We start from the raw sequence: 19,726 nt of genomic DNA, 5'->3' as shown, positions 1-19,726 counted from the left end.
ACGACTCAGTGGGCACGGCACACAAACATCGTGCCCACTGCCCCTTCTAGCCCTTCACACAGACGACCTGCTTCAGCTTCGCGACGACCTCCACGAGGTCCCGCTGCTGGTCGATGACCTGCTCGATCGGCTTGTAGGCGCCCGGGATCTCGTCCACGACGCCGGAGTCCTTGCGGCACTCCACGCCCCGCGTCTGCTCCTCCAGGTCCTTCGTCGAGAAGCGCCGCTTCGCCGCGTTCCGGCTCATCCGCCGGCCGGCGCCGTGCGACGCCGAGTTGAAGGACTTGGTGTTCCCGAGGCCCTTGACGATGTACGAACCCGTGCCCATGGAGCCCGGGATGATCCCGTACTCGCCGGAACCCGCGCGGATCGCGCCCTTGCGGGTCACGAGCAGGTCCATGCCGTCGTAGCGCTCCTCGGCCACGTAGTTGTGGTGCGCGCTGATCTCTGGCTCGAAGGCCGGCCTGGCCTTCTTGAACTCCTTGCGGATCACATCCTTCAGGAGCGCCATCATGATCGAGCGGTTGTACTTCGCGTACTCCTGAGCCCAGAACAGGTCGTTGCGGTACGCCGCCATCTGCGGGGTGTCCGCGATGAAGACGGCGAGGTCGCGGTCGACCAAGCCCTGGTTGTGCGGGAGTTTCTGAGCGATGCCGATGTGGTGCTCGGCCAGTTCCTTGCCGATGTTGCGGGAACCGGAGTGCAACATGAGCCACACCGAACCGGACATATCGACACAAACTTCACAGAAGTGGTTTCCCCCGCCTAGCGTCCCCATCTGCTTGACTGCGCGCTCCTCGCGGAATTTGACCGCGTCCGCCACCCCGCCGAACCGGCCCCAGAAGTCGTCCCAGCCGCCGGTCGCGAAGGCGTGGAAGCGGGACGGGTCGACCGGGTCGTCGTGCATACCGCGGCCGACCGGGATCGCCTGCTCGATCTTCGAGCGGAGGCGGGACAGGTCACCCGGCAGGTCGTTCGCCGTCAGGGACGTCTTCACCGCCGACATGCCGCAGCCGATGTCGACGCCCACCGCCGCCGGGCACACCGCGCCCCGCATCGCGATGACCGATCCGACCGTCGCGCCCTTGCCGTAGTGCACGTCCGGCATGACCGCCAGGCCCTTGATCCACGGCAGGGTCGCCACGTTCCGCAGTTGCTGGAGCGCGCCTTCCTCCACCGTCGCCGGATCCGTCCACATCCGGATCGGCACCTTCGCACCCGGCAGTTCCACGTACGACATAACGTCCCCGTTCCCCCATAAGGCCAACAGAATTCCTGAATCGCAAAACCGGTGCCAAGGTCGGTGAAAAGGGATGACGGACCGGCGTCCACGGTGTTGCGTGCGATACACATTGTCTGCAGGGGGCGCCCCCGTGCGGCAAGCGATTAACCAGCGGGGACACTGGGGAGACCCGGCGGGCACCGGCCCGTACCCACCGTCGAGAGGAGCCCGAACGTGCAGCGGAAGGCGTACGTACCCGGCGTCGCCGCGCTCCTGGCGGCCGTCCTGGCCGGCTGCACCGGCAGCCCGGACGACGGCGGCCAGTCGGACAACTCCAACCCGGGAAGCGCCGGTACGGCCACCCAGGCCGCCCAGCCCGGCAGGTACGCCACGCTCCCCGAGCCCTGCGGTGTGGTCGAGGACGCGACGCTCGACCAACTCCTGCCCGGCATCGGGGAGATGACCGACGAGGCGCAGCGCGAGAAGGCGTACGCGGGCGAGGCGACCCTCACGTACGACACCGACCGCAAGGTGGGTTGCCGCTGGAAGGTGGAGTCGGCGGAGGCGACCGACCACCTGCTGGTCGACTTCGAGCGGGCCGTCTCCTACGACAACGCCGTCAGCGACGACACCCAGGCCGAGGAACTCTTCGCGGAGAAGCGGGAAGCGGCGCAGCTCCCGGAGCCGACGGTGACGGCCACGGAGTCCGCCACTCCGTCCATCGGCCCTTCCACGAACCCGAGTTCGTCCCCCTCGTCCGGGTCGTCCGCCACCGCCTCGCCGTCCGCCGCCCCTTCCGATCTCCAGCCCCGTCTGCTGGAGGACCTGGGTGAGGAGGCGTTCCTCGACGACGAGCTGAACAGCTCCGGTTCGACCGCCGAGCAGCGCACGGTGACTGTGGCGTTCCGCACGTCCAACGTGATCGTGACCGTCGAGTACGCGGAGCAGCCGGTGACCGTCGGAGTCGTCCCGGACAGCAAGGAATTGCAGGACAGGGCACGGAAACTGGCCTTGGAGCTGGCCGATTCGCTGAGCGGCTGAGCGCCGTCCGGGGTCCCTTCGGCCTCCTGCGCGAAGCACGTGAAGGGCGACCGCGCGGATGGCTCACCGCGTACCGTGACCCCTCGGATCCCGTTCCGACCGCAGGGAAACACGAGCGTCATGAGTGAAGGAACCATGCAGCGACGAGTACAGCGAGACCCGCGATCACCGCGAGCGAAGCGCCTTGCCCGCGTCCTTGTCTGCGCGGTCGCCGTCCCCTTGGTCGTCGCCGGCTGCTCCTCGGACTCCGGCTCCGACGACGGCAAGGACAAGGGCGCCTCCGCCTCCGCCTCGCAGTCCGCGAGCCCGTCCCCGACGGTGCGGGCGGCGGCGTACAGGACGCTTCCGGAGCCGTGCGCGGTGTTGTCCGAGAAGACCCTGGACGACCTGGCGCCGAAGGCGAAGTCGGGCAAGGAGGGCTCCTCGGACGACGTCTCCACCCGGAGCAGCTGCTCCTGGAGCAGCCTGGACAACAACGGTGTGAAGGGCTCGCAGTTCCGCTGGCTGAACGTGTCGCTGCTGCGCTTCGAGTCGGACACCACCCGTGGTGCGGGCGACGAGCTCGCCCAGGGGTACTACGACAAGCAGGTGCGGGACGCGCAGTCGTCCGAGGGCGCGAAGAGCACCAAGTCGGAGCCGGTCGGCGGGGTCGGTGACGAGGCGACCGCGGTGCGTTACGACCTGAAGAAGAAGGAAGGCACCTTCAAGCAGCAGACGGTCGTGGCGCGCGTGGAGAACGTGGTCGTCACCCTCGACTACAACGGTGCCGGTCTCGCCGGTGACAAGACGCCGGACGCCGACGATCTGATGAAGGACGCGCAGAAGGCGGCCAAGGAGGTGGTGGCCTCGGTGACGAAGGCGAACGGCACGGGCGCCGCGCCGTCCGGGTCGGCGTCCGCGTCCCCCTCGAAGTCGGCGTCGAAGTCGGCCTCGAAGTCTCCTTCCGAGTCTGCCTCGAAGTCCGCTTCGAAGGCGTCGAGCAAGAGCTGACCCGGCCCTGAACGTGAACCGGCCACCCGTCCTCCGCACGCATGTGCCACTCTGTTGCGCGCAACAACACGCACTGGGAGGGGAGTACGGGTGGCCGCGCCACTGCAGCTGACACGGATGCACCGGGTTCTCATCGGCGTGGTCGTCTTCGGTGCCGTGATCATCGCCGGAATCGGCTTCGCGGGTTCGTACGCGGCCGTCCGTGAGCTCGCCCTGCAGAAGGGCTTCGGGAACTTCAGTTACGTCTTCCCGATCGGCATCGACGCCGGTATCTGCGTCCTGCTGGCCCTGGACCTGCTGCTGACCTGGATCCGCATCCCGTTCCCGCTGCTGCGGCAGACGGCGTGGCTGCTGACGGCGGCGACGATCGCGTTCAACGGCGCGGCGGCGTGGCCCGACCCGCTGGGCGTGGGCATGCACGGGGTGATCCCGATCCTGTTCGTGGTCTCGGTGGAGGCCGCCCGGCACGCGGTCGGCCGGATCGCCGACATCACCGCCGACAAGCACATGGAGGGTGTCCGGCTCACCCGCTGGATGCTGTCGCCGGTGCCGACGTTCCTGCTGTGGCGCCGGATGAAGCTGTGGGAGCTGCGCTCCTACGAGCAGGTGATCAAGCTGGAGCAGGAGCGCCTGGTCTACCAGGCCCGTCTCCGTTCCCGCTTCGGCCGTGCCTGGCGCCGCAAGGCCCCGGTCGAGTCCCTGATGCCGCTGCGCCTCGCCAAGTACGGCGTTCCCCTGGCCGAAACGGCCCCGTCGGGCCTGGCGGCGGCAGGCATAGAACCGGCCCTGATACCCCCGGCTCCGGCGCCGGCGCCGGAGCTCGAGGCGTCCGCGGCCGTAGCCGCGGGTGGCTACGCCGACGCAGCCGCGGGCAGTCGTGCCGCTGGGGCGGCACGGGTGGGCGCGGCGGCACCTCATAGCGAGCAGCGCCTGGAAATCGAGGGCAACCCCGACCCTGAGCCCCAGGACGACACCGCCGGCAACCCTTGGCTGCACGCCCGCGACCCGCAGACCGTCGAGTACCACGGTGGCTACGACCCCACCTACGACCCCGACGAGGAGTACGCCCGCTGGTACGCGGAACAGCAGCAGGCCGAGCAGTACGAGGACCAGTACCAGGAGGAGCCGCCCCTCCAGGAGCCCTCCCCGGAGGAGACCGGCAGTTTCCCCATCCCCGTGGTCCCCGGCCGCACCCGTGAGCTGGGCGACGGCGGCGGCACCCCCCTCACGGACCCGGACGAGGAGGCGTACTACCAGGTGTTCCGCCAGTCGATAGACGGCAGCTACCCCACGCCCCGCGTCCTCGGTGACAACATCCAGGCGACCTACGGCACGACGCTGAACCCGAGCGAGCTGAAGACCCTCGCCGAACGCTTCCAGCAGCGCCACACGGCGGAACTGGAAGAGGACCACATCGCGTGAGGCGCTAAGCGCGGGGCGCGAACACGACGACAGGGGGCGTCCGGCCGGCACCGGACGCCCCCTGTCGTCGTACGGGTGGGAACTACTCCCCGAGCAGCACCCGCACCCGCTCCTGCCCCACCGCCAGCAGCAGCGTGGGCAGCCGCGGTCCCGTGTCCCGCCCGACCAGCAGGTGGTACAGCAGAGCGAAGAACGACCGCTGGGCGGTCTTGATCTCCGCCGGCAGTTCCTTGGGCGTGGCGTCGGCGGAGAAGCCCGCCTGGACCTTGGGCACGCCGTAGACGAGGTGGGTGAGTCCGTCCAGCGACCAGTTGTCGGCGAGTCCGTCGAGCAGCAGCCGCAGCGACTGCCGGCCCTGCTCGTCGAGCGACTTCAGCAGCTCGGCGTCGGGCTCCGCGCGGACGATGGTGCGCTGGTCGGCGGGGACGTGGGTGTTGATCCACGCCTCGGCCTTGTCGTACCGGGGCCGGGCCTCGTCCAGGGAGCCCAGCGGGTCGGACGGGTCGAGCTCGCTCAGGATCCGCAGCGCCTGGTCCTCGTGCCCGGCGGTGATGTCGGCCACCGAGGCGAGCGTGCGGTACGGCAGCGGCCTGGCCGTCCGCGGCAGCTCACCGCTCGCCGTGCGCACCGCGCGGGAGTGCGCGGCGGCGTCGGCGGGGAGGGCGCTGCCGTCGGCGACCTTGGCGTCGAGGCGGTCCCACTCGTCGTAGAGGCGCTGGATCTCCTGGTCGAAGGCGATCTTGAAGGACTGGTTGGGCCTGCGGCGGGCGTAGAGCCAGCGCAGCAGCTGCGGCTCCATGATCTTCAGCGCGTCGGCGGGCGTGGGCACCCCGCCCCGCGACGACGACATCTTCGCCATGCCGCTGATGCCGACGAACGCGTACATCGGGCCGATCGGCTGCTTGCCGTCGAAGATCCCGACGATCTGTCCGCCGACCTGGAACGAGGACCCGGGGGACGAGTGGTCGACCCCGCTCGGCTCGAAGATCACGCCTTCGTACGCCCACCGCATGGGCCAGTCGACCTTCCAGACCAGCTTGCCGCGGTTGAACTCGTTCAGCCGGACGGTCTCCGAGAAGCCGCACTCCGTGCAGGCGTAGGTCAGCTCGGTGGAGTCGTCGTCGTACGCGGTGACCGTCGTCAGGTCCTTCTCGCAGTTGCCGCAGTACGGCTTGTACGGGAAGTAACCGGCGGCGCCGGAGCTGCCGTCGTCCTCGGCGGCGGCGCCGGAGCCCTCGGCGGCCTCCAGCTCGGCCTCGTCGACCGGCTTCTGCTGCTGCTTCTTCGCCGGGGTCTTCTTGGTGCGGTACTGGGCGAGGATCGCGTCGATGTCGGCGCGGTGCCGGACGGCGTGCAGGATCTGCTCGCGGTAGACGCCGGAGGTGTACTGCTCGGTCTGGCTGATCCCGTCGAACTCCACGCCCAGCTCGGCCAGCGACGCGGTCATCGCGGCCTTGAAGTGCTCGGCCCAGTTCGGGTGGGCGGAGCCCTTGGGGGCGGGGACGGAGGTCAGCGGCTTGCCGATGTGCTCGGCCCACGACTCGTCGACGCCGGTGATGCCGGCCGGGACCTTGCGGTAGCGGTCGTAGTCGTCCCAGGAGATCAGGTGCCGGACCTGGTGGCCGCGGCGGCGGATCTCGTCGGCGACGAGGTGGGGGGTCATGACCTCGCGGAGGTTGCCCAGGTGGATCGGGCCGGAGGGCGACAGCCCGGACGCGACGACCACAGGTTTGCCCGGGGCCCGACGCTCCGACTCCTCGATGACCTCATCCGCGAAACGGGAGACCCAGTCGGTGGTCTCGGTGCTCTGAGCCACGATCGGCACGTCCTTCTTTCTGCTCGGGCAGCCGGTACGGTCGCACGGCTGACCGCTCCATTCTCCCAGCAACGGCGGCAACGGCGAAAACGCCTTTTCGCCGGCGCCCCGAGGGGCGCGGGCCGTGTCGATGTGCGGCTCCGCCGCGCGGGCGCGACCAGCCCCCACCGCCCCGCGGCCGAGAAAATCGCTTCGCCCCCCGTGGGATACTGACCGTGTCTATCTGAACCCACGAGGAGAACGGCACCCACTCCTATGGCCTCGGTCACATCGCTCACCGATCTCGTCAACCAGCAGCTCACGTCCGCCCTCTCGGCCACCCGGCCGGAGGCAGCCGCGGACCCGCTGCTGCGACGAAGCGACCGGGCGGACTTCCAGGCCAACGGCATCCTCGCGCTGGCCAAGAAGGCGAAGGCGAACCCGCGGGAGCTGGCGACCGAGGTCGTCGCCCGCATCGCCACCGGCGACCTGATCAAGGACGTCGAGGTCTCCGGCCCCGGCTTCCTCAACATCACCCTCGCCGACCGGGCGATCACCGAGAACCTCGCCGCGCGGCACGCGGACGGCGAGCGCCTCGGCGTGCCGCTGAAGGAGGACGCGGGCGTCACGGTCGTCGACTACGCCCAGCCGAACGTGGCGAAGGAGATGCACGTCGGCCACCTGCGGTCGGCGGTCATCGGCGACGCCCTGCGCGGCATGCTCGACTTCACCGGCGAGAAGACGATCGGCCGGCACCACATCGGCGACTGGGGCACCCAGTTCGGCATGCTCATCCAGTACCTGTTCGAGCACCCCGGCGAGCTGGCCCCGCCGGAGGACGTCGACGGCGAGCAGGCCATGTCGAACCTGAACCGGGTGTACAAGGCGTCGCGTGCGCTCTTCGACTCGGACGAGGAGTTCAAGGAGCGGGCCCGCAAGCGGGTCGTCGCCCTGCAGTCGGGTGACAAGGAGACGCTGGAGCTGTGGCAGCAGTTCGTGGACGAGTCGAAGGTCTACTTCTACTCCGTCTTCGAGAAGCTCGACATGGAGATCCGTGACGAGGAGATCGTCGGCGAGTCCGCGTACAACGAGGGCATGCCCGAGACCGCCCGTCTCCTGGAGGAGATGGGCGTGGCGGAGCGCTCCGAGGGCGCGCTCGTGGTGTTCTTCGACGAGATCCGCGGCAAGGACGACCAGCGGGTCCCGCTGATCGTGCAGAAGGCCGACGGCGGCTTCGGCTACGCGGCGTCCGACCTGACCGCGATCCGCAACCGCGTCGTCGACCTGCACGCGACCACGCTGCTGTACGTCGTCGACGTGCGCCAGTCGCTGCACTTCAGGATGGTCTTCGAGACGGCCCGCCGGGCCGGCTGGCTCGGCGACGACGTCACCGCGCACAACATGGGCTACGGCACGGTGCTCGGCGCGGACGGCAAGCCCTTCAAGACGCGTGCGGGCGAGACCGTACGGCTCGAGGACCTGCTGGACGAGGCGGTGCAGCGGGCGGCGGAGGTCGTACGGGAGAAGGCGCGGGACCTCACCGAGGAGGAGATCCAGGAGCGGGCCGCGCAGGTCGGCATCGGGGCCGTGAAGTACGCGGACCTGTCGACGTCGCCGAACCGCGACTACAAGTTCGACCTGGACCAGATGGTCTCGCTCAACGGCGACACCAGTGTGTACCTCCAGTACGCCTACGCCCGGATCCAGTCCATCCTCCGCAAGGCCGGCGAGGTCCGCCCGGCCGCTCACCCGGAGCTGGAGCTGCACGGGGCGGAGCGCGCGCTGGGCCTGCACCTGGACGCCTTCGGGGACACGGTCTTCGAGGCCGCCGCGGAGTACGCCCCGCACAAGCTGGCCGCGTACCTGTACCAGCTGGCGTCGCTGTACACGTCGTTCTACGACAAGTGCCCGGTGCTGAAGGCCGAGTTGCCGGAGCAGGTGGCCAACCGCCTGTTCCTGTGCGACCTCACGGCCCGCACGCTCCACCAGGGCATGGCCCTGCTGGGCATCCGGACGCCCGAGCGGCTCTGACTCGGCGGCGGAGCGGGGGAGTTGCCAGTGCCGGGACCTACGGTCACCGGCATGGCGCCTCTCCCCCGTCCGCTGCCCCGGCAGGCAGCCGACCCCGGCGGGCGTTCCCCCGGGCTGCGGCTGCCGCCCGGCAGGCTCGTCGACGTGACGGAGGACGGGCCGTGGTCCGAGCCGTTCCTGTGGCACGCCGGGAAACCCGCCGGGCCCGGCCGGTGGGCCGCGTTCGGCGGGCCGGCGGCCCGGGCGGGGCTGCTGCCGGTCCGGTGGGACCGAGCGGCCGGCCTACGCCACCCCGAAGCCCCGTGCCAGCCTGCGCAGTCCCTCCGCGATCTCGTCCGGTGTCTGGGTGACGAAGCAGAGCCGCAGCGTGGCCCGGTCGGGCTCGTCGGCGTGGAAGGGCGCGCCGGGGACGTACGCCACGTCGTGCCGGACCACGTCGGGGAGCAGGGCCGTGGTGTCGTACGGCTCCGGGAGGCGGGCCCAGAGGAACATGCCGCCCTCGGGGCGGGTCCAGGTCGAGCCGGCCGGGAGGGCGGCGGGCAGGCCCGCGAGCATCGCGTCCCGGCGGGCGCCGTAGGCCGCGGCGACCCGCGCGACGTGGGCGTCGAGGTCGTTGTCGGCGAGGTAGCGGGCCGCGGCGAGCTGGTTGACGGTGGGGGTGTGCAGGTCGGCGGCCTGCTTGGCGACGGCACAGGCGCGGCGCAGGCCGGCGGGGGCGCGCAGCCAGCCCAGGCGCAGGCCGGGGGCCATCACCTTGGAGAAGCTGCCGAGCAGCACGGTGCGGTCCTCGGCGCCGGGGTGGGCGGCGATCCAGGGAACGCGTTCGCCCTCGTAGCGCAGTTCGCCGTACGGGTCGTCCTCGACGATCCACAGTCCGCGCCGGGCGGCGACCTCCGCGACGGCGGCGCGGCGGTCGGCGGGCAGGGTGCGGCCGGTGGGGTTCTGGAAGGTGGGCACGGTGTAGAGGAGTTTGGGGCGTTCGCGCGCCACCAGTTCGTCCAGCGCGTCCGGGTCGAGGCCGTGCTCGTCGCCGGGGACGGCCACCACGCGCGCCCCGGCGAGGGAGAACGCCTGAAGTGCCGCGAGGTAGCAGGGACTTTCGACGAGGACCGTGTCGCCGGGTTCGAGCAGCACGGTGGCGAGGAGGGAGAGGGCCTGCTGGGATCCGGTGGTGATGAGCAGGTCGTCGGGGGTGGTGGGCAGGGAGCGGGCGGCCGTGCGGGCGGCGAGGGCCGTCCGTAGCGCGGGCTCGCCCTCCGTCGTGGAGTACTGCAGGGCCCGCGCGGGTGTTTCGGCGAGCACCGCGCGGTACGCCGCCGCGATGCCGTCGGTGTCGAACAGTTCGGGGGCCGGGAGCCCGCCCGCGAAGTTGATCACCTCGGGGCGGGCGGTGACGGCCAGGATGTCCCGTACGGGTGAGCCGCCGACCGTGCGGGCCCGTGCCGCGAACGGCGGCGTGGGGGCGAGGGCGGAGGTGGCGGGCTCGGTGACGGTCATGGCACGGCTCCTCGGTCTGCGGTGACGACGCGTGCCCGCAGCCTAGGAAATTGCGTGCCCTCTACACGCGGCTTTCCGCGATCCGGACAGCCGGGCCCGCCTCAGCCCTTCGTGGCGACGGCCCCGTGGACGTTGATGTCGGCGTCCGTCACGCGGGTCGTTGTCGACGTACACGACCCGGGAGCCGGGGGCGACGCGCTGGGCGATCTGGTGCACGTTCTCCGCGGTGGGCAGGCCGGTGCCGATGCCGAGGAACTGCCGGATGCCGTCGTCCGTCACCAGCGTGTTCACCGCGCGCCGCAGGAAGTCCCGGTCGTGCCGCACGTCGAGGTACCCGCGCGGGTTCGCCGCCGGCCCCGCGGTCGCCGCCGACAGGTCCGCGGGGTAGTGGTCCTCGCCCCCGAGGAAGACGTCGTAGACCCGGGCCGGATGCGCCTTGCCGCTGTCGATCCGCCGCTGCAGCTCGGCGGGATCCTGACTGGGCGCGTCACCGGTCATGGGCGTCTCCCTGGGGGTCCCGGGCATCGGCCGACGTTCAACCACCCAACGTGCACGGCGATTTGACGGTGCCCGGTCGGCTCTATCCGAGGTTCGTCGTGCCCTCCGGGACCCACTCCTCGCCGCCCAGCGGGAACTCGTACGCCGGGCGCCCGCTGTTGCCGCTGGTGCGGAAGGGGCGGCCCTTGTCGTCCACGGTGAGCGTGCCGCTGCGGGAGCCGCTGGACCACTTCAGCTCCAGGTACCAGCTCACGTCGTAGGCGGAGGCGTCGGCGGTGATGTAGTAGACCTCGGGGTCCGACTCGCTCACCGAGAACGGGAAGTCCCGCTGCCCGGACGCCGGGGTCACGGCCGGGCGGGCGGCGTCGAGGGCGACCGTGAAGGAACGCGTGGGCACGTTGCCGCCGCAGCCCACGCCGGGGTAACCCATCACGAAGTCGTTCCAGGCCAGCGGCGACCGCTTGCCCGCCACCCGCACGGTGAGTCCTTGCACGACCACCGTCTCGTCCCCGGTCCCCTGCACGGTGAGCTGCACATACTGCTGCCCCGACGAGACGGCCCCGAACGAACTGGCCCACGCCGTCGCGCCCTGCTCCTGCGGCGGCGGCTTCACCTCACTCGCCGGCCTGTTGACCAGATACCGCTGCGAGCAGGGGCTCTCCCACGCGTACGGGTGGGTCTGCACGGTCAGCGGCACGGCGTCTCCGGCGCCGTCGTCCTCCGGGGTGGCGGAGGCGGTGGCCGGAGCGCGGGGTGCCTCCTTCTCGTCCTTCGCGGACGGGGACGGAGACGGGGACGCGGAGGAAGAGGGGGAGGAAGAGGCGGAGGCGGAGGGCGACGCGGTGACGTCCTTGTCCTTGCCCGCCCCGACGGTCGCGGAGCCCACCGGGCCCTTCCGGTCGCTCCCGCCCCCGTCGCCGTCCGGCATGCCCAGGGCGAACGTGACCCCACCGAGCACGGCGGCCACGGCGACCCCCGCGAGGACGGCGGTACGGGTACGACGGCGGGGGCGGACACGGACCTCGCCGGAACCGGTGACCACCGGGATCCCGGCCTCCTGGGGCCCTGCTTCCGGGGTTCCCGCTTCCGGGGCCCCTGCCTCCAGGGACCCCGCTCCCGAGGAGCCTGCTCCCGGAGCCCCCGCTCCCAGGGACCCCGCTCCCGAGGAGCCTGCTCCCGGAGCCCCCGCTTCCAAGGACCCTGCTTCCGGGGTTCCCGCTTCCGGGGCCCCTGCTCCCGGAGCCGTCGCCTCCCGGGACCCCGCTCCCGGAGCCGTCGTCTCCCGGGACCCCGCTCCCGGGGCCTCCGCTCCCGGAGCCCCCGCTTCCGGGCCCCCGGCCTCGGGCTGCCCGGCCGTCGGTTGCCCGGCCACCGGACGGCCGTCTGCTTCCTGGGCCCGGACCGCCGCCTCCTCCACCGTTTCACCGGCAGGTGCCGGTCCGCCGACGCGCGCCGGTTCACCGGCAGGTGCCGGTGCGCCCACGGACGCCGCTCCCCCGGCGGGCGCCGCTCCCTGTGACGGCGCCCCCTTCCGTCCCCGGGTCACATCCGCCAGCACCCACTTCCGGTGCAGCTCGACCAGTTCCTCGGGGCGTGCCTTGCACAACCGGGCCAGCCGTTCGACCGGCGCGTACTCCGTCGGCACCGCGTCCCCGTTGCAGTACCGGTGCAGGGTCGACGTACTCATGTGGAGCCGTTTGGCGAGCACCCCGTAGCTCAGCCCGGACCGCTCCTTCAAGGTCCTCAACTGCGCGGCGAAATCCGCCGCGGCCGTGTTCTCCGACACTGTTCCTCCCGCCCCCGTGTTCCATTCCGCCGTTCCAGGGGACGGTCGTTTCCCCAGGTCACAGCGTTCCGCGCGTTCCAGCGTCCCGGATCCCCCGCCAGGTGTGGCGACCGGGACGGATCGGCGGACAAGCTCTGGTCATCCAAGCACGCCGCTCCCGGCTCCCGGTCGAGTGGCCACGCCGAACCCCTGAACCACGTAAAGGAATTCACCATGCGCACCTCTCACATCCGCCTCGTCGCCGCCGCCGGAGCCGCCCTCGCCGCCCTCGCCCTCACCGCCTGCGAGGACGGCACGGGCACCCAGGACGAGGGCGCCCCCAAGCCCGCGGGGGCGGCGGAGAGCGTCGAGTCCCCCTCGGGCTCCGCCCAGCCCGACAAGGGCCAGAGCGCCGGCAGCGGCAGCGGCACCACGGAGCAGGACAAGTCCGGCGGCAGGACCGGCGACAAGGGGACGTCCGCCAACACCGGCGGGGACTCCGGCGATTCCGATGACCCCGGGGTCACCCGGCTCTCCTGCAACGGCTCCAACACCACCGTCGACGCCCAGCCGGTGTCCCGCCCCGTCAACCACATGCTGATCACGGTCAAGAACTCGGGTTCGCAGAACTGCAACCTCACCTACTACCCGGTGCTCCGCTTCGACGAGATGCAGTGGGTGCCGCAGCCCGTCGAGGCGTCGAAGCCGCAGGCCGTGGTCACCCTCGCCCCGGGTGAGACGGCGTACGCGGGCGTGCTCCTGTCGGCCGCCGACGGCAGCGGGGACGGCGGCACCACCGCCCACAAGCTCACCGTCGCCTTCCAGGGCTCCACCCCGAACAGCGACGGCGGCCCGTCGGCCATCCCGGCCCTGCCGGCGGACGGCGTGTACTACGACAGCAGCATGGCGGTGACGTACTGGCAGCAGTCGATGGACGACGCCCTCACCTACTGAACCTACTGAACGGCACCCAGCTTCTGGGCCACCTCGGTGGCCCAGTAGGTGAGGATGTTGCGCGCACCGGCCCGCTTGATGCCGGTCAGCGCCTCCAGGATCGCCCGGTCCCGGTCGATCCAGCCCTTCTCGGCGGCGGCCTCGATCATCGAGTACTCACCGGAGATCTGGTACGCCGCCACCGGCACGTCCACCGAGTCCGCGACCCGGGCGAGGATGTCCAGGTACGGGCCCGCCGGCTTCACCATCACCATGTCGGCGCCCTCCTCCAGGTCGAGCGCCAGCTCGCGCATCGACTCACGGACGTTCGCCGGGTCCTGCTGGTACGTCTTGCGGTCGCCCTTGAGCGAGGAGCCGACGGCCTCCCGGAACGGCCCGTAGAAGGCGGAGGCGTACTTGGCGGTGTACGCGAGGATCGCCACGTCCTCCCGGCCGATCTGGTCGAGTGCGTCGCGGACGACCCCGATCTGCCCGTCCATCATCCCGCTCGGCCCGACGACGTGGGCGCCCGCGTCGGCCTGCACCTGGGCCATCTCCGCGTACCGTTCGAGCGTGGCGTCGTTGTCGACGCGCCCCTGCTCGTCGAGGACCCCGCAGTGCCCGTGATCGGTCGTCTCGTCGAGGCACAGGTCGGACATGACGAGCAGGTCGTCCCCGACCTCGGCCCGCACGTCCCGCAGGGCCACCTGGAGGATCCCGTCCGGGTCGGTGCCGGGCGTCCCGACCGCGTCCTTCTTGGACTCCTCCGGCACGCCGAACAGCATGATCCCGGAGATCCCGGCCGCCACGGCCTCCGCCGCCGCCTTCTTCAGGCTGTCCCGCGTGTGCTGCACGACACCGGGCATCGCCGCGATCGGCACCGGTTCGTCCGCGCCCTCGCGCACGAAGGCCGGGAGGATGAAGTCGGCGGGGTGCAGCCGGGTCTCGGCGACCATGCGCCGCATGGCGGGGGTGGTACGCAGACGCCGCGGCCGCGTGCCGGGGAAGGATCCGTACGTCGTCATACCACCTACGCTACGCCCGCCCCTCCCGTGCCTTTACCGACGCGGAGTCGGCCCGGACCTCCGGGGCCGGTCACCGGGGGTATACGGTGCTCGTCGCCCGTCATCACGCCACCCGAGGGGGACCCGACCGTGCACAGCGCCGCCGTAACGGCCGAGGGCGACCGCATCCGCTGGGTCGAGCTGCCCGGCCGGGACCCGGCCCGCGTCTACGTGCACGGACTGGGCGCCACCTCCCCCGCGTACTTCACCGCGACCGCGGTCCACCCGCTCCTCGCGGGTCACCGCTCGCTCCTGGTGGACCTGCTCGGCCACGGCCACAGCGACCGCCCCACCTCGTTCGCCTACACCCTGGAGGACCACGCCGACGCGCTCGCCGCCGCCCTGCGCGCCGCCGACGTCACGGGGGCCGACGTGGTCGCCCACAGCATGGGCGGTTCCGTCGCCGTCGTCCTCGCGGCCCGCCACCCGGAGCTGGTGTCGCGGCTGGTCCTGGTCGACGCCAACCTCGACCCGCTGCCCCGGGTGCCCGGCGCCCTCGGCAGCAGCGGCATCGCGGCGTACCCGGAGGAGGATTTCGTGGCCGGCGGCTGGCGTGAGGTCCGCGACCGCGCGGGCGCGCACTGGTGGTCGACGATGCGGCTGGCGGGCCTGGAGGCCCTGCACCGCAGCGCGTCCCACCTGGTCGACGGCACCGTCCCGACGATGCGCGAGCTGCTGCTCGCCCTGCCGGTCCCCCGCACGTTCCTGTTCCCCGAGGCCGACGGCCCGTTCCCCGGCACGGACGGACTGACGGCCGCGGGTGTTTCGGTGGTCCCGGTCCCCGACTGCGGCCACAACGTCATGCTGGACAATCCGGAGGCGTTCGCCCGAGCCGTGGCGGAGGCACTGGCCCCGTAGGTCCAGGAGGCCTCGTAAGTCCCTGGACCTCGTAGGTCTCGCAGGTCTCGCAGGAAAGGACTGTCATGCGGCTTCGCTGTGCCGTGCTCGACGACTTCCAGGACATCGCCACCACGATCGCCGACTGGAGCCCCCTCCACGACCGCGTGGAGGTGACCGCCTTCACCGGGCACTTCGCCACGGAGGACGAACTGGCCGCGGCGCTCGCGGACTTCGACATCGCGGTGACGCTGCGGGAACGCGTCCCGTTCCGCGCCTCCCTGCTCGACCGGCTCCCCCGGCTGAAGCTGATCGTCGCGTCCGGCATGCGCAACTCGGTCATCGACCACGCCGCCGCCGAACGCAACGGCGTCACGGTCTGCGGCACCCAGAGCTCCCCCACCCCGCCGGTGGAGCTGACCTGGGCGCTGCTGCTCGGGCTGGCCCGCGGCATCGTCCCGGAGAACAACGCCCTGCGCGCGGGCGGCCCCTGGCAGTCGACGGTCGGCGCCGACCTGCACGGCCGCCGCCTCGGCCTGCTCGGACTGGGCAGGATCGGCAGCAGGGTGGCACGGGTGGGCCTCGCCTTCGGCATGGAGGTCACGGCGTGGAGCCCGCACCTCACCAAGGAGCGCACGGACGAGGTGGGCGTCGAACTCGCCCCCTCGAAGGAGGAGTTGCTCCGCACCGGTGACTTCGTGTCGCTCCACCTCGTACTGGGCGACACCACCCGGGGCATCCTGGGCGCCCCCGAACTGGCCCTGATGAAGCCGACCGCCCACCTGATCAACACCTCCCGCTCGGCACTCGTCGACCAGGACGCCCTGCTCACCGCACTGCACGAGGGCCGGATCGCGGGCGCGGCCGTCGACGTCTTCGACACGGAGCCCCTCCCCGCCGACCACCCGGTGCGCACCGCCCCCCGCCTCCTGGCCACCCCGCACCTCGGCTACGTCTCCGAGCTCAACTACCGCACGTACTACGGCCAGGCGGTCGAGGACATCGAGGCCTACCTGTCCGGCACCCCGATCCGCCGCCTCGGCTGAGGTAACGGGGCGCTAGAATGTGCGCGTTGGCCTTCGGCGCCCCGACGGGTGCGCTCGGAGGCTTTTTTCATGCCTTCCGACACCTCCGAACCCACCACCACATACCGCGCGTTGCTCGGCAACCGCGAGTTCACCGGCCTGTACGTGAGCTTCACCCTCACGGTCGCCGCGAGCACGCTGTCGGGCTTCGCGCTCGCCACGCTGGTCGACCGGCGGACCGGCTCCCCGTTCCTGACCGCCGTGAGCATGTACGGCGCCACCTTCGCGACCGTGCTCGGCGCGATGACGCTGATGTCGGTCGCGGACGGGAACCGCCCCCGCCGCACCCTCGTCGCGCTCCAGTGCGTCTCGCTGCTGGGCGTGGCCGCACAGGCGGTCCCCGGACTGCCACTTGCCGTCCGCTTCACCCTCCTCCTGGTACTGGGCTTCTTCCAGTCCCTGGGCACCGGCACCCGGATGGGGCTGCTCGCCGAGGTGGTGCCGGCCTCCGCGTACGTCCCGGCGCGTTCGCTGATGAACATCACCTCGGGCGGCACGGCCGTCCTCGGCTACGCGCTCGGCGCCGTACTGCTGCGGCACCTGAGCCCGCAGGGCGTCTTCGTCGCCGCGACGGCCCTGACCGGCGCCGGGCTGGTCGTGGTGGCGGCGACCGTCCGGGAACGCTCGATCCGCCCGCCCCGCCGCCCCGGCCTGCGGCAGACCTGGACGACGAACACCGCGCTCCTCTCCCGTTCCGGCCCGCGCGCCCTGCTGCTGAACCTGTGGGTCCCCAACGGCCTGATCGTCGGCTGCGAGGCCCTGTTCATCTCCTACGCCCCCGACCACGCCGGTGTCCTCCTGGCCGCCGGATCCGCGGGCATGCTCCTCGGCGACCTGACCGTCGGACGGCTCCTCACCCCCGAACGGCGACGCCGCTGCGCGTTCGCCCTGCGCCTGCTGCTCGCCGCCCCCTACCTGCTGTTCGTCCTCCACCCGCCCCTGCCGGTGGCGGCGGCCGCCGTGTTCGTGGCCGGTGCCGGTTTCGCCGCCACCCTCCCCCTCCAGGAACGGCTCCTGGAGCTGACCCCCGACCCGGTCCGCGGCCAGGTCCAGGGCGTCGAGTCGGCCGGGCGCATGACGTGGCAGGGCATCGGCGCCGCGCTCGCGGGCGGCATCGCCCAGCACCTCACCCCCGCCACGACGATCACCACGCTCGCCGCGGTCTCCGTCGCCGTCACGGTCCTCTCCCGCCCCTTCGTGGCCCGCACCTGAGCCGCCGCCCGACGGGGGTGGTGGGCAGGTCGGGCACCCCGCGGCTTTTGGACCGGTCGGACCGGTGCCTTTTGGCTCTGTCCTTCGGACCATGGCCGCAGCAGGCCGGGAGGACCCTCGGTCAAGCCCTGTGTAAGCCGGCCCGGCGCTCCTGAGCCCCGTGTCACCGTCTCTCTCCGTCTGTAACAGGGGTGTATTAGCGGGTGGTCGGGCGAAACGGCGGCCGGGCCGGACGGCTCTTGATGCTCAGAAACGCTCGCCCGGACCGACGGGCCGGCACCCCGACCGACACCGAGGAAGACACCATGCGCGTCAACAAGCTCACCATCGCAGCCCTGGCCGTCGTCGCGGGCCTCTCGCTCACCGCCTGCCAGAACGACGACGACGCCGCCGCCACGGGCCAGAGCGACTCGCCCGCCTCTTCCTCCTCTTCCTCCTCTTCCTCTTCGAGCGGCGGTTCGGACTCGGACGGCTCGGCCCAGGGAACCGCGGAGGACTCCGCCGGGGAGAGCTCGGGCCAGGAGCAGAGCGCGACCGGCAAGTGCCGCACCGACGAGCTGGAGGTCACGGCGCAGGACAACACCATCGACGGCGACGAGGACAACACCGTCGCGGTGACGTTCACGAACGGCGGCGGCCGGGACTGCTCGATCGCGGGCTTCGCCGGTGTCGACCTGAAGACCAACTCGGGGACGGTGTCCGCGGAGCGCACGGGTGAGCCGGCTCCCGCGACCGTCCTGAAGGACGGCAAGTCGGTCTCCTTCTTCATCTCCTACCCGGCCAACGACACGGGCGGCTCCGGCGTCCGCATCACCGGGCTCGTGGTGACCCCGCCGAACGAGACGAAGTCGGTCACCCTCGACTGGCCGGGCGCCGCCTCGCTGCCCGTCACGGACGGCTCCGGCACCCCGGTGAAGGTCGGCCCGATCGGCAGCGCCGGCCAGGGCGACTGACCCGCACCACCGGTACCGGGGGCACCGTCAGTGGATGGTGTACTCGCACAGGTGCTTGCCCTCGGCGCCGCCCTGATCCTCGACGACCTTCTTCCCGTCGACGGTGATCGAGCAGGGGGCCGCCCCCAACTGACCGCTGGACAGCTTCACCGATCCCGGAACGACGGACACCGTGATCCCGACCTTGCGCTCGGTGGAGTTCAAGGTCATCTCGTCCGTCTTCTTCCACGGCAGCGTGACCTGTTCGGTGCTGTTCGTACCGAGGGTGTAGTAGACGCTGGACTTGCCCGCGCCGCCCACTTCGAGGGTGACCTCGTACGTCTTGTCCTCACCCTCGGAGGACGCCCCGGACGACGCCTCGGAGGACGAGGCGGCCGTGCTCCCGCCGGCACGCTCCTTCTCGTCACCGTCGCCGCTGCCGCCGCCGCACGCCGTCATCAGCCCGGCCGCCGCGATGAGCGCCGTCACGGTCGTTGCCCTGCGCATGTGTGTTCTCCCACGTGGTACGGATATGACCCGATGTGCGTCATGGGTCATACGAAGCATCGTATGCATGGCACCGACCGGCATCGCAGGGTGCCGGTGGGCCGCTCACCGGGCGAGGTCCGGGGTAGTCGTAGTTGATGATGTCCTCGCCGTAGATGTTCGTGCCGTCGGCCCTCAGGTACTGGCCCGCCTTGGTGAACGTCTTCGGCCCCGCCACCCAGTCGGCCACGAGGCCGTGGTCCTTCTGCCACTGCTTGGTGGCCGCCAGGGCGTTGGCGCCGAAGGAGCAGTCCACCGCGACGGAGTGGTTGGTACCCAGGTAGCCGTCGGCCCGGAGAATGGTCTGCCACACCGCCGGGCCGAGTGCAGGCGGGAACTGGCCGGCCTCGCGGCCCGGCCTGCCCCTCCCCGAGGACGTCGACGCCCTCTGCCGCCGAGGTCACCGGAAGCGGCCGGCCTCCAGCTCGGCCCACACGGTCTTGCACGGGAACGGCCCCGGCGGCACACCCCAACGGTCGGCCGACTCCTCCACCAGCAACAGCCCGTAACCCGACTCTGCGGGCTCCGGCGGAGCGTCCCGAGCCACGGGCGCGCTCTCACCCCTGGGGTCGGTCACCTCGATGCGCAGCACCCCGTCCACGGTGACGGTGAGGGTGAGCCGGAAACCCCGGCCGGGGACACGGCCGTGCACAACGGCGTTCGTGGCCAGTTCGGCGACGATCAGCCGGGCCGGGTCCAACGGCAGCCCCCAGGAACCCAGTTGCTCGGTGGCGAGCAGGCGGGCGAGACGGGCGCCCCGACGCGTGGCGGAGAGCGGCACGGTGAACTGGTGGAGCGGGGTGCGCGGTGCGGCGATTCCTTGACTCATGTCACTCAGCGTGTTCAGGCGCGCGCC

Annotated in this window: 17 protein-coding genes and 2 pseudogenes; 9 read left to right on the top strand and 10 right to left on the bottom strand. The window is 71.5% G+C overall.

Features of this window, described 5'->3' with window-relative positions:
• Nucleotides 1–46 precede the first annotated feature (46 nt).
• Nucleotides 47–1,240 (bottom strand): RtcB family protein, encoded by a 1,194-nt coding sequence (locus ACFV5H_RS00180; RefSeq protein WP_385191852.1) that lies wholly within the window; start codon nt 1,238–1,240, stop codon nt 47–49.
• Nucleotides 1,241–1,456: 216 nt separating this feature from the next.
• Between ACFV5H_RS00180 and ACFV5H_RS00175 the strand changes: the two genes are divergently transcribed.
• The 3 genes from ACFV5H_RS00175 to ACFV5H_RS00165 all read left to right on the top strand — a co-directional run bounded on the left by ACFV5H_RS00175 (nt 1,457) and on the right by ACFV5H_RS00165 (nt 4,675).
• Nucleotides 1,457–2,263, top strand: coding sequence for a DUF3558 domain-containing protein (locus tag ACFV5H_RS00175; protein ID WP_385191849.1), 807 nt, complete (start codon nt 1,457–1,459; stop codon nt 2,261–2,263).
• A 120-nt stretch (nt 2,264–2,383) separates the two neighbouring features.
• Nucleotides 2,384–3,253, top strand: coding sequence for a DUF3558 family protein (locus tag ACFV5H_RS00170; RefSeq protein WP_385054227.1), 870 nt, complete (start codon nt 2,384–2,386; stop codon nt 3,251–3,253).
• Nucleotides 3,254–3,343: 90 nt separating this feature from the next.
• Nucleotides 3,344–4,675, top strand: coding sequence for a DUF2637 domain-containing protein (locus ACFV5H_RS00165; protein WP_385191846.1), 1,332 nt, complete (start codon nt 3,344–3,346; stop codon nt 4,673–4,675).
• An 82-nt stretch (nt 4,676–4,757) separates the two neighbouring features.
• Here the strand turns inward: ACFV5H_RS00165 and lysS are convergent, their stop codons facing one another.
• The gene (lysS, locus tag ACFV5H_RS00160; protein ID WP_385191844.1) at nt 4,758–6,500 is read right to left on the bottom strand and encodes a lysine--tRNA ligase; all 1,743 of its coding nucleotides are present in this window, start codon (nt 6,498–6,500) and stop codon (nt 4,758–4,760) included.
• Nucleotides 6,501–6,746: 246 nt separating this feature from the next.
• On the opposite strand from lysS, the gene argS reads away from it, so the two are divergent.
• On the top strand, nt 6,747–8,501 hold the full coding sequence (gene argS, locus ACFV5H_RS00155) for an arginine--tRNA ligase (RefSeq protein WP_385191841.1): 1,755 nt from the start codon (nt 6,747–6,749) through the stop codon (nt 8,499–8,501).
• A 282-nt stretch (nt 8,502–8,783) separates the two neighbouring features.
• Here the strand turns inward: argS and ACFV5H_RS00150 are convergent, their stop codons facing one another.
• From ACFV5H_RS00150 to ACFV5H_RS00135, 4 genes and pseudogenes are all read right to left on the bottom strand, one after another.
• Nucleotides 8,784–9,998: a PLP-dependent aminotransferase family protein gene (locus tag ACFV5H_RS00150; protein WP_385191839.1), complete on the bottom strand. Its 1,215-nt coding sequence runs from the start codon at nt 9,996–9,998 to the stop codon at nt 8,784–8,786.
• Between the two features lie 153 nt (nt 9,999–10,151).
• Nucleotides 10,152–10,496: pseudogene (locus ACFV5H_RS00145) on the bottom strand (SAM-dependent methyltransferase); the annotation flags it as partial.
• Between the two features lie 82 nt (nt 10,497–10,578).
• The gene (locus tag ACFV5H_RS00140) at nt 10,579–11,538 is read right to left on the bottom strand and encodes a hypothetical protein (RefSeq protein ID WP_385192257.1); all 960 of its coding nucleotides are present in this window, start codon (nt 11,536–11,538) and stop codon (nt 10,579–10,581) included.
• Nucleotides 11,539–12,126: 588 nt separating this feature from the next.
• Nucleotides 12,127–12,204, bottom strand: a pseudogene (locus ACFV5H_RS00135) (hypothetical protein); the annotation flags it as partial.
• Between the two features lie 291 nt (nt 12,205–12,495).
• Here ACFV5H_RS00135 and ACFV5H_RS00130 point away from each other — a divergent pair.
• A complete protein-coding gene (locus ACFV5H_RS00130; protein WP_385054215.1) occupies nt 12,496–13,215 on the top strand; it encodes a DUF4232 domain-containing protein in 720 nt (239 codons plus the stop codon).
• Nucleotides 13,216–13,217: 2 nt separating this feature from the next.
• On the opposite strand, the gene hemB is transcribed toward ACFV5H_RS00130, so the two are convergent.
• The gene (hemB, locus tag ACFV5H_RS00125) at nt 13,218–14,219 is read right to left on the bottom strand and encodes a porphobilinogen synthase (RefSeq protein WP_385054213.1); all 1,002 of its coding nucleotides are present in this window, start codon (nt 14,217–14,219) and stop codon (nt 13,218–13,220) included.
• A 129-nt stretch (nt 14,220–14,348) separates the two neighbouring features.
• On the opposite strand from hemB, the gene ACFV5H_RS00120 reads away from it, so the two are divergent.
• The 4 genes from ACFV5H_RS00120 to ACFV5H_RS00105 all read left to right on the top strand — a co-directional run bounded on the left by ACFV5H_RS00120 (nt 14,349) and on the right by ACFV5H_RS00105 (nt 18,345).
• On the top strand, nt 14,349–15,116 hold the full coding sequence (locus ACFV5H_RS00120; protein ID WP_385191837.1) for an alpha/beta fold hydrolase: 768 nt from the start codon (nt 14,349–14,351) through the stop codon (nt 15,114–15,116).
• A gap of 65 nt (nt 15,117–15,181) precedes the next feature.
• Complete coding sequence (locus ACFV5H_RS00115) at nt 15,182–16,141, top strand: D-2-hydroxyacid dehydrogenase family protein (protein ID WP_385054207.1); 960 nt, start codon at nt 15,182–15,184, stop codon at nt 16,139–16,141.
• 69 nt (nt 16,142–16,210) lie between these two features.
• Nucleotides 16,211–17,392 (top strand): hypothetical protein, encoded by a 1,182-nt coding sequence (locus ACFV5H_RS00110; protein ID WP_385054204.1) that lies wholly within the window; start codon nt 16,211–16,213, stop codon nt 17,390–17,392.
• A 305-nt stretch (nt 17,393–17,697) separates the two neighbouring features.
• The gene (locus ACFV5H_RS00105; protein WP_385191834.1) at nt 17,698–18,345 is read left to right on the top strand and encodes a DUF4232 domain-containing protein; all 648 of its coding nucleotides are present in this window, start codon (nt 17,698–17,700) and stop codon (nt 18,343–18,345) included.
• Nucleotides 18,346–18,372: 27 nt separating this feature from the next.
• Here ACFV5H_RS00105 and ACFV5H_RS00100 read toward each other — a convergent pair whose 3' ends face one another.
• The 3 genes from ACFV5H_RS00100 to ACFV5H_RS00090 all read right to left on the bottom strand — a co-directional run bounded on the left by ACFV5H_RS00100 (nt 18,373) and on the right by ACFV5H_RS00090 (nt 19,699).
• A complete protein-coding gene (locus tag ACFV5H_RS00100; RefSeq protein ID WP_385191832.1) occupies nt 18,373–18,831 on the bottom strand; it encodes a hypothetical protein in 459 nt (152 codons plus the stop codon).
• 40 nt (nt 18,832–18,871) lie between these two features.
• On the bottom strand, nt 18,872–19,183 hold the full coding sequence (locus ACFV5H_RS00095; protein ID WP_385054198.1) for a peptidoglycan-binding protein: 312 nt from the start codon (nt 19,181–19,183) through the stop codon (nt 18,872–18,874).
• A gap of 87 nt (nt 19,184–19,270) precedes the next feature.
• Nucleotides 19,271–19,699, bottom strand: a complete 429-nt coding sequence (locus tag ACFV5H_RS00090) for an ATP-binding protein (protein WP_385191830.1) — start codon at nt 19,697–19,699, stop codon at nt 19,271–19,273.
• Nucleotides 19,700–19,726: the final 27 nt, after the last annotated feature.

It is taken from the genome of Streptomyces sp. NPDC059787 (assembly GCF_042732315.1).
GTDB classification, from domain to species: domain Bacteria; phylum Actinomycetota; class Actinomycetes; order Streptomycetales; family Streptomycetaceae; genus Streptomyces; species Streptomyces atrovirens.
Note: the sequence above shows the minus strand (reverse complement) of the source record. Positions and strands in the feature narration are given on the sequence as shown.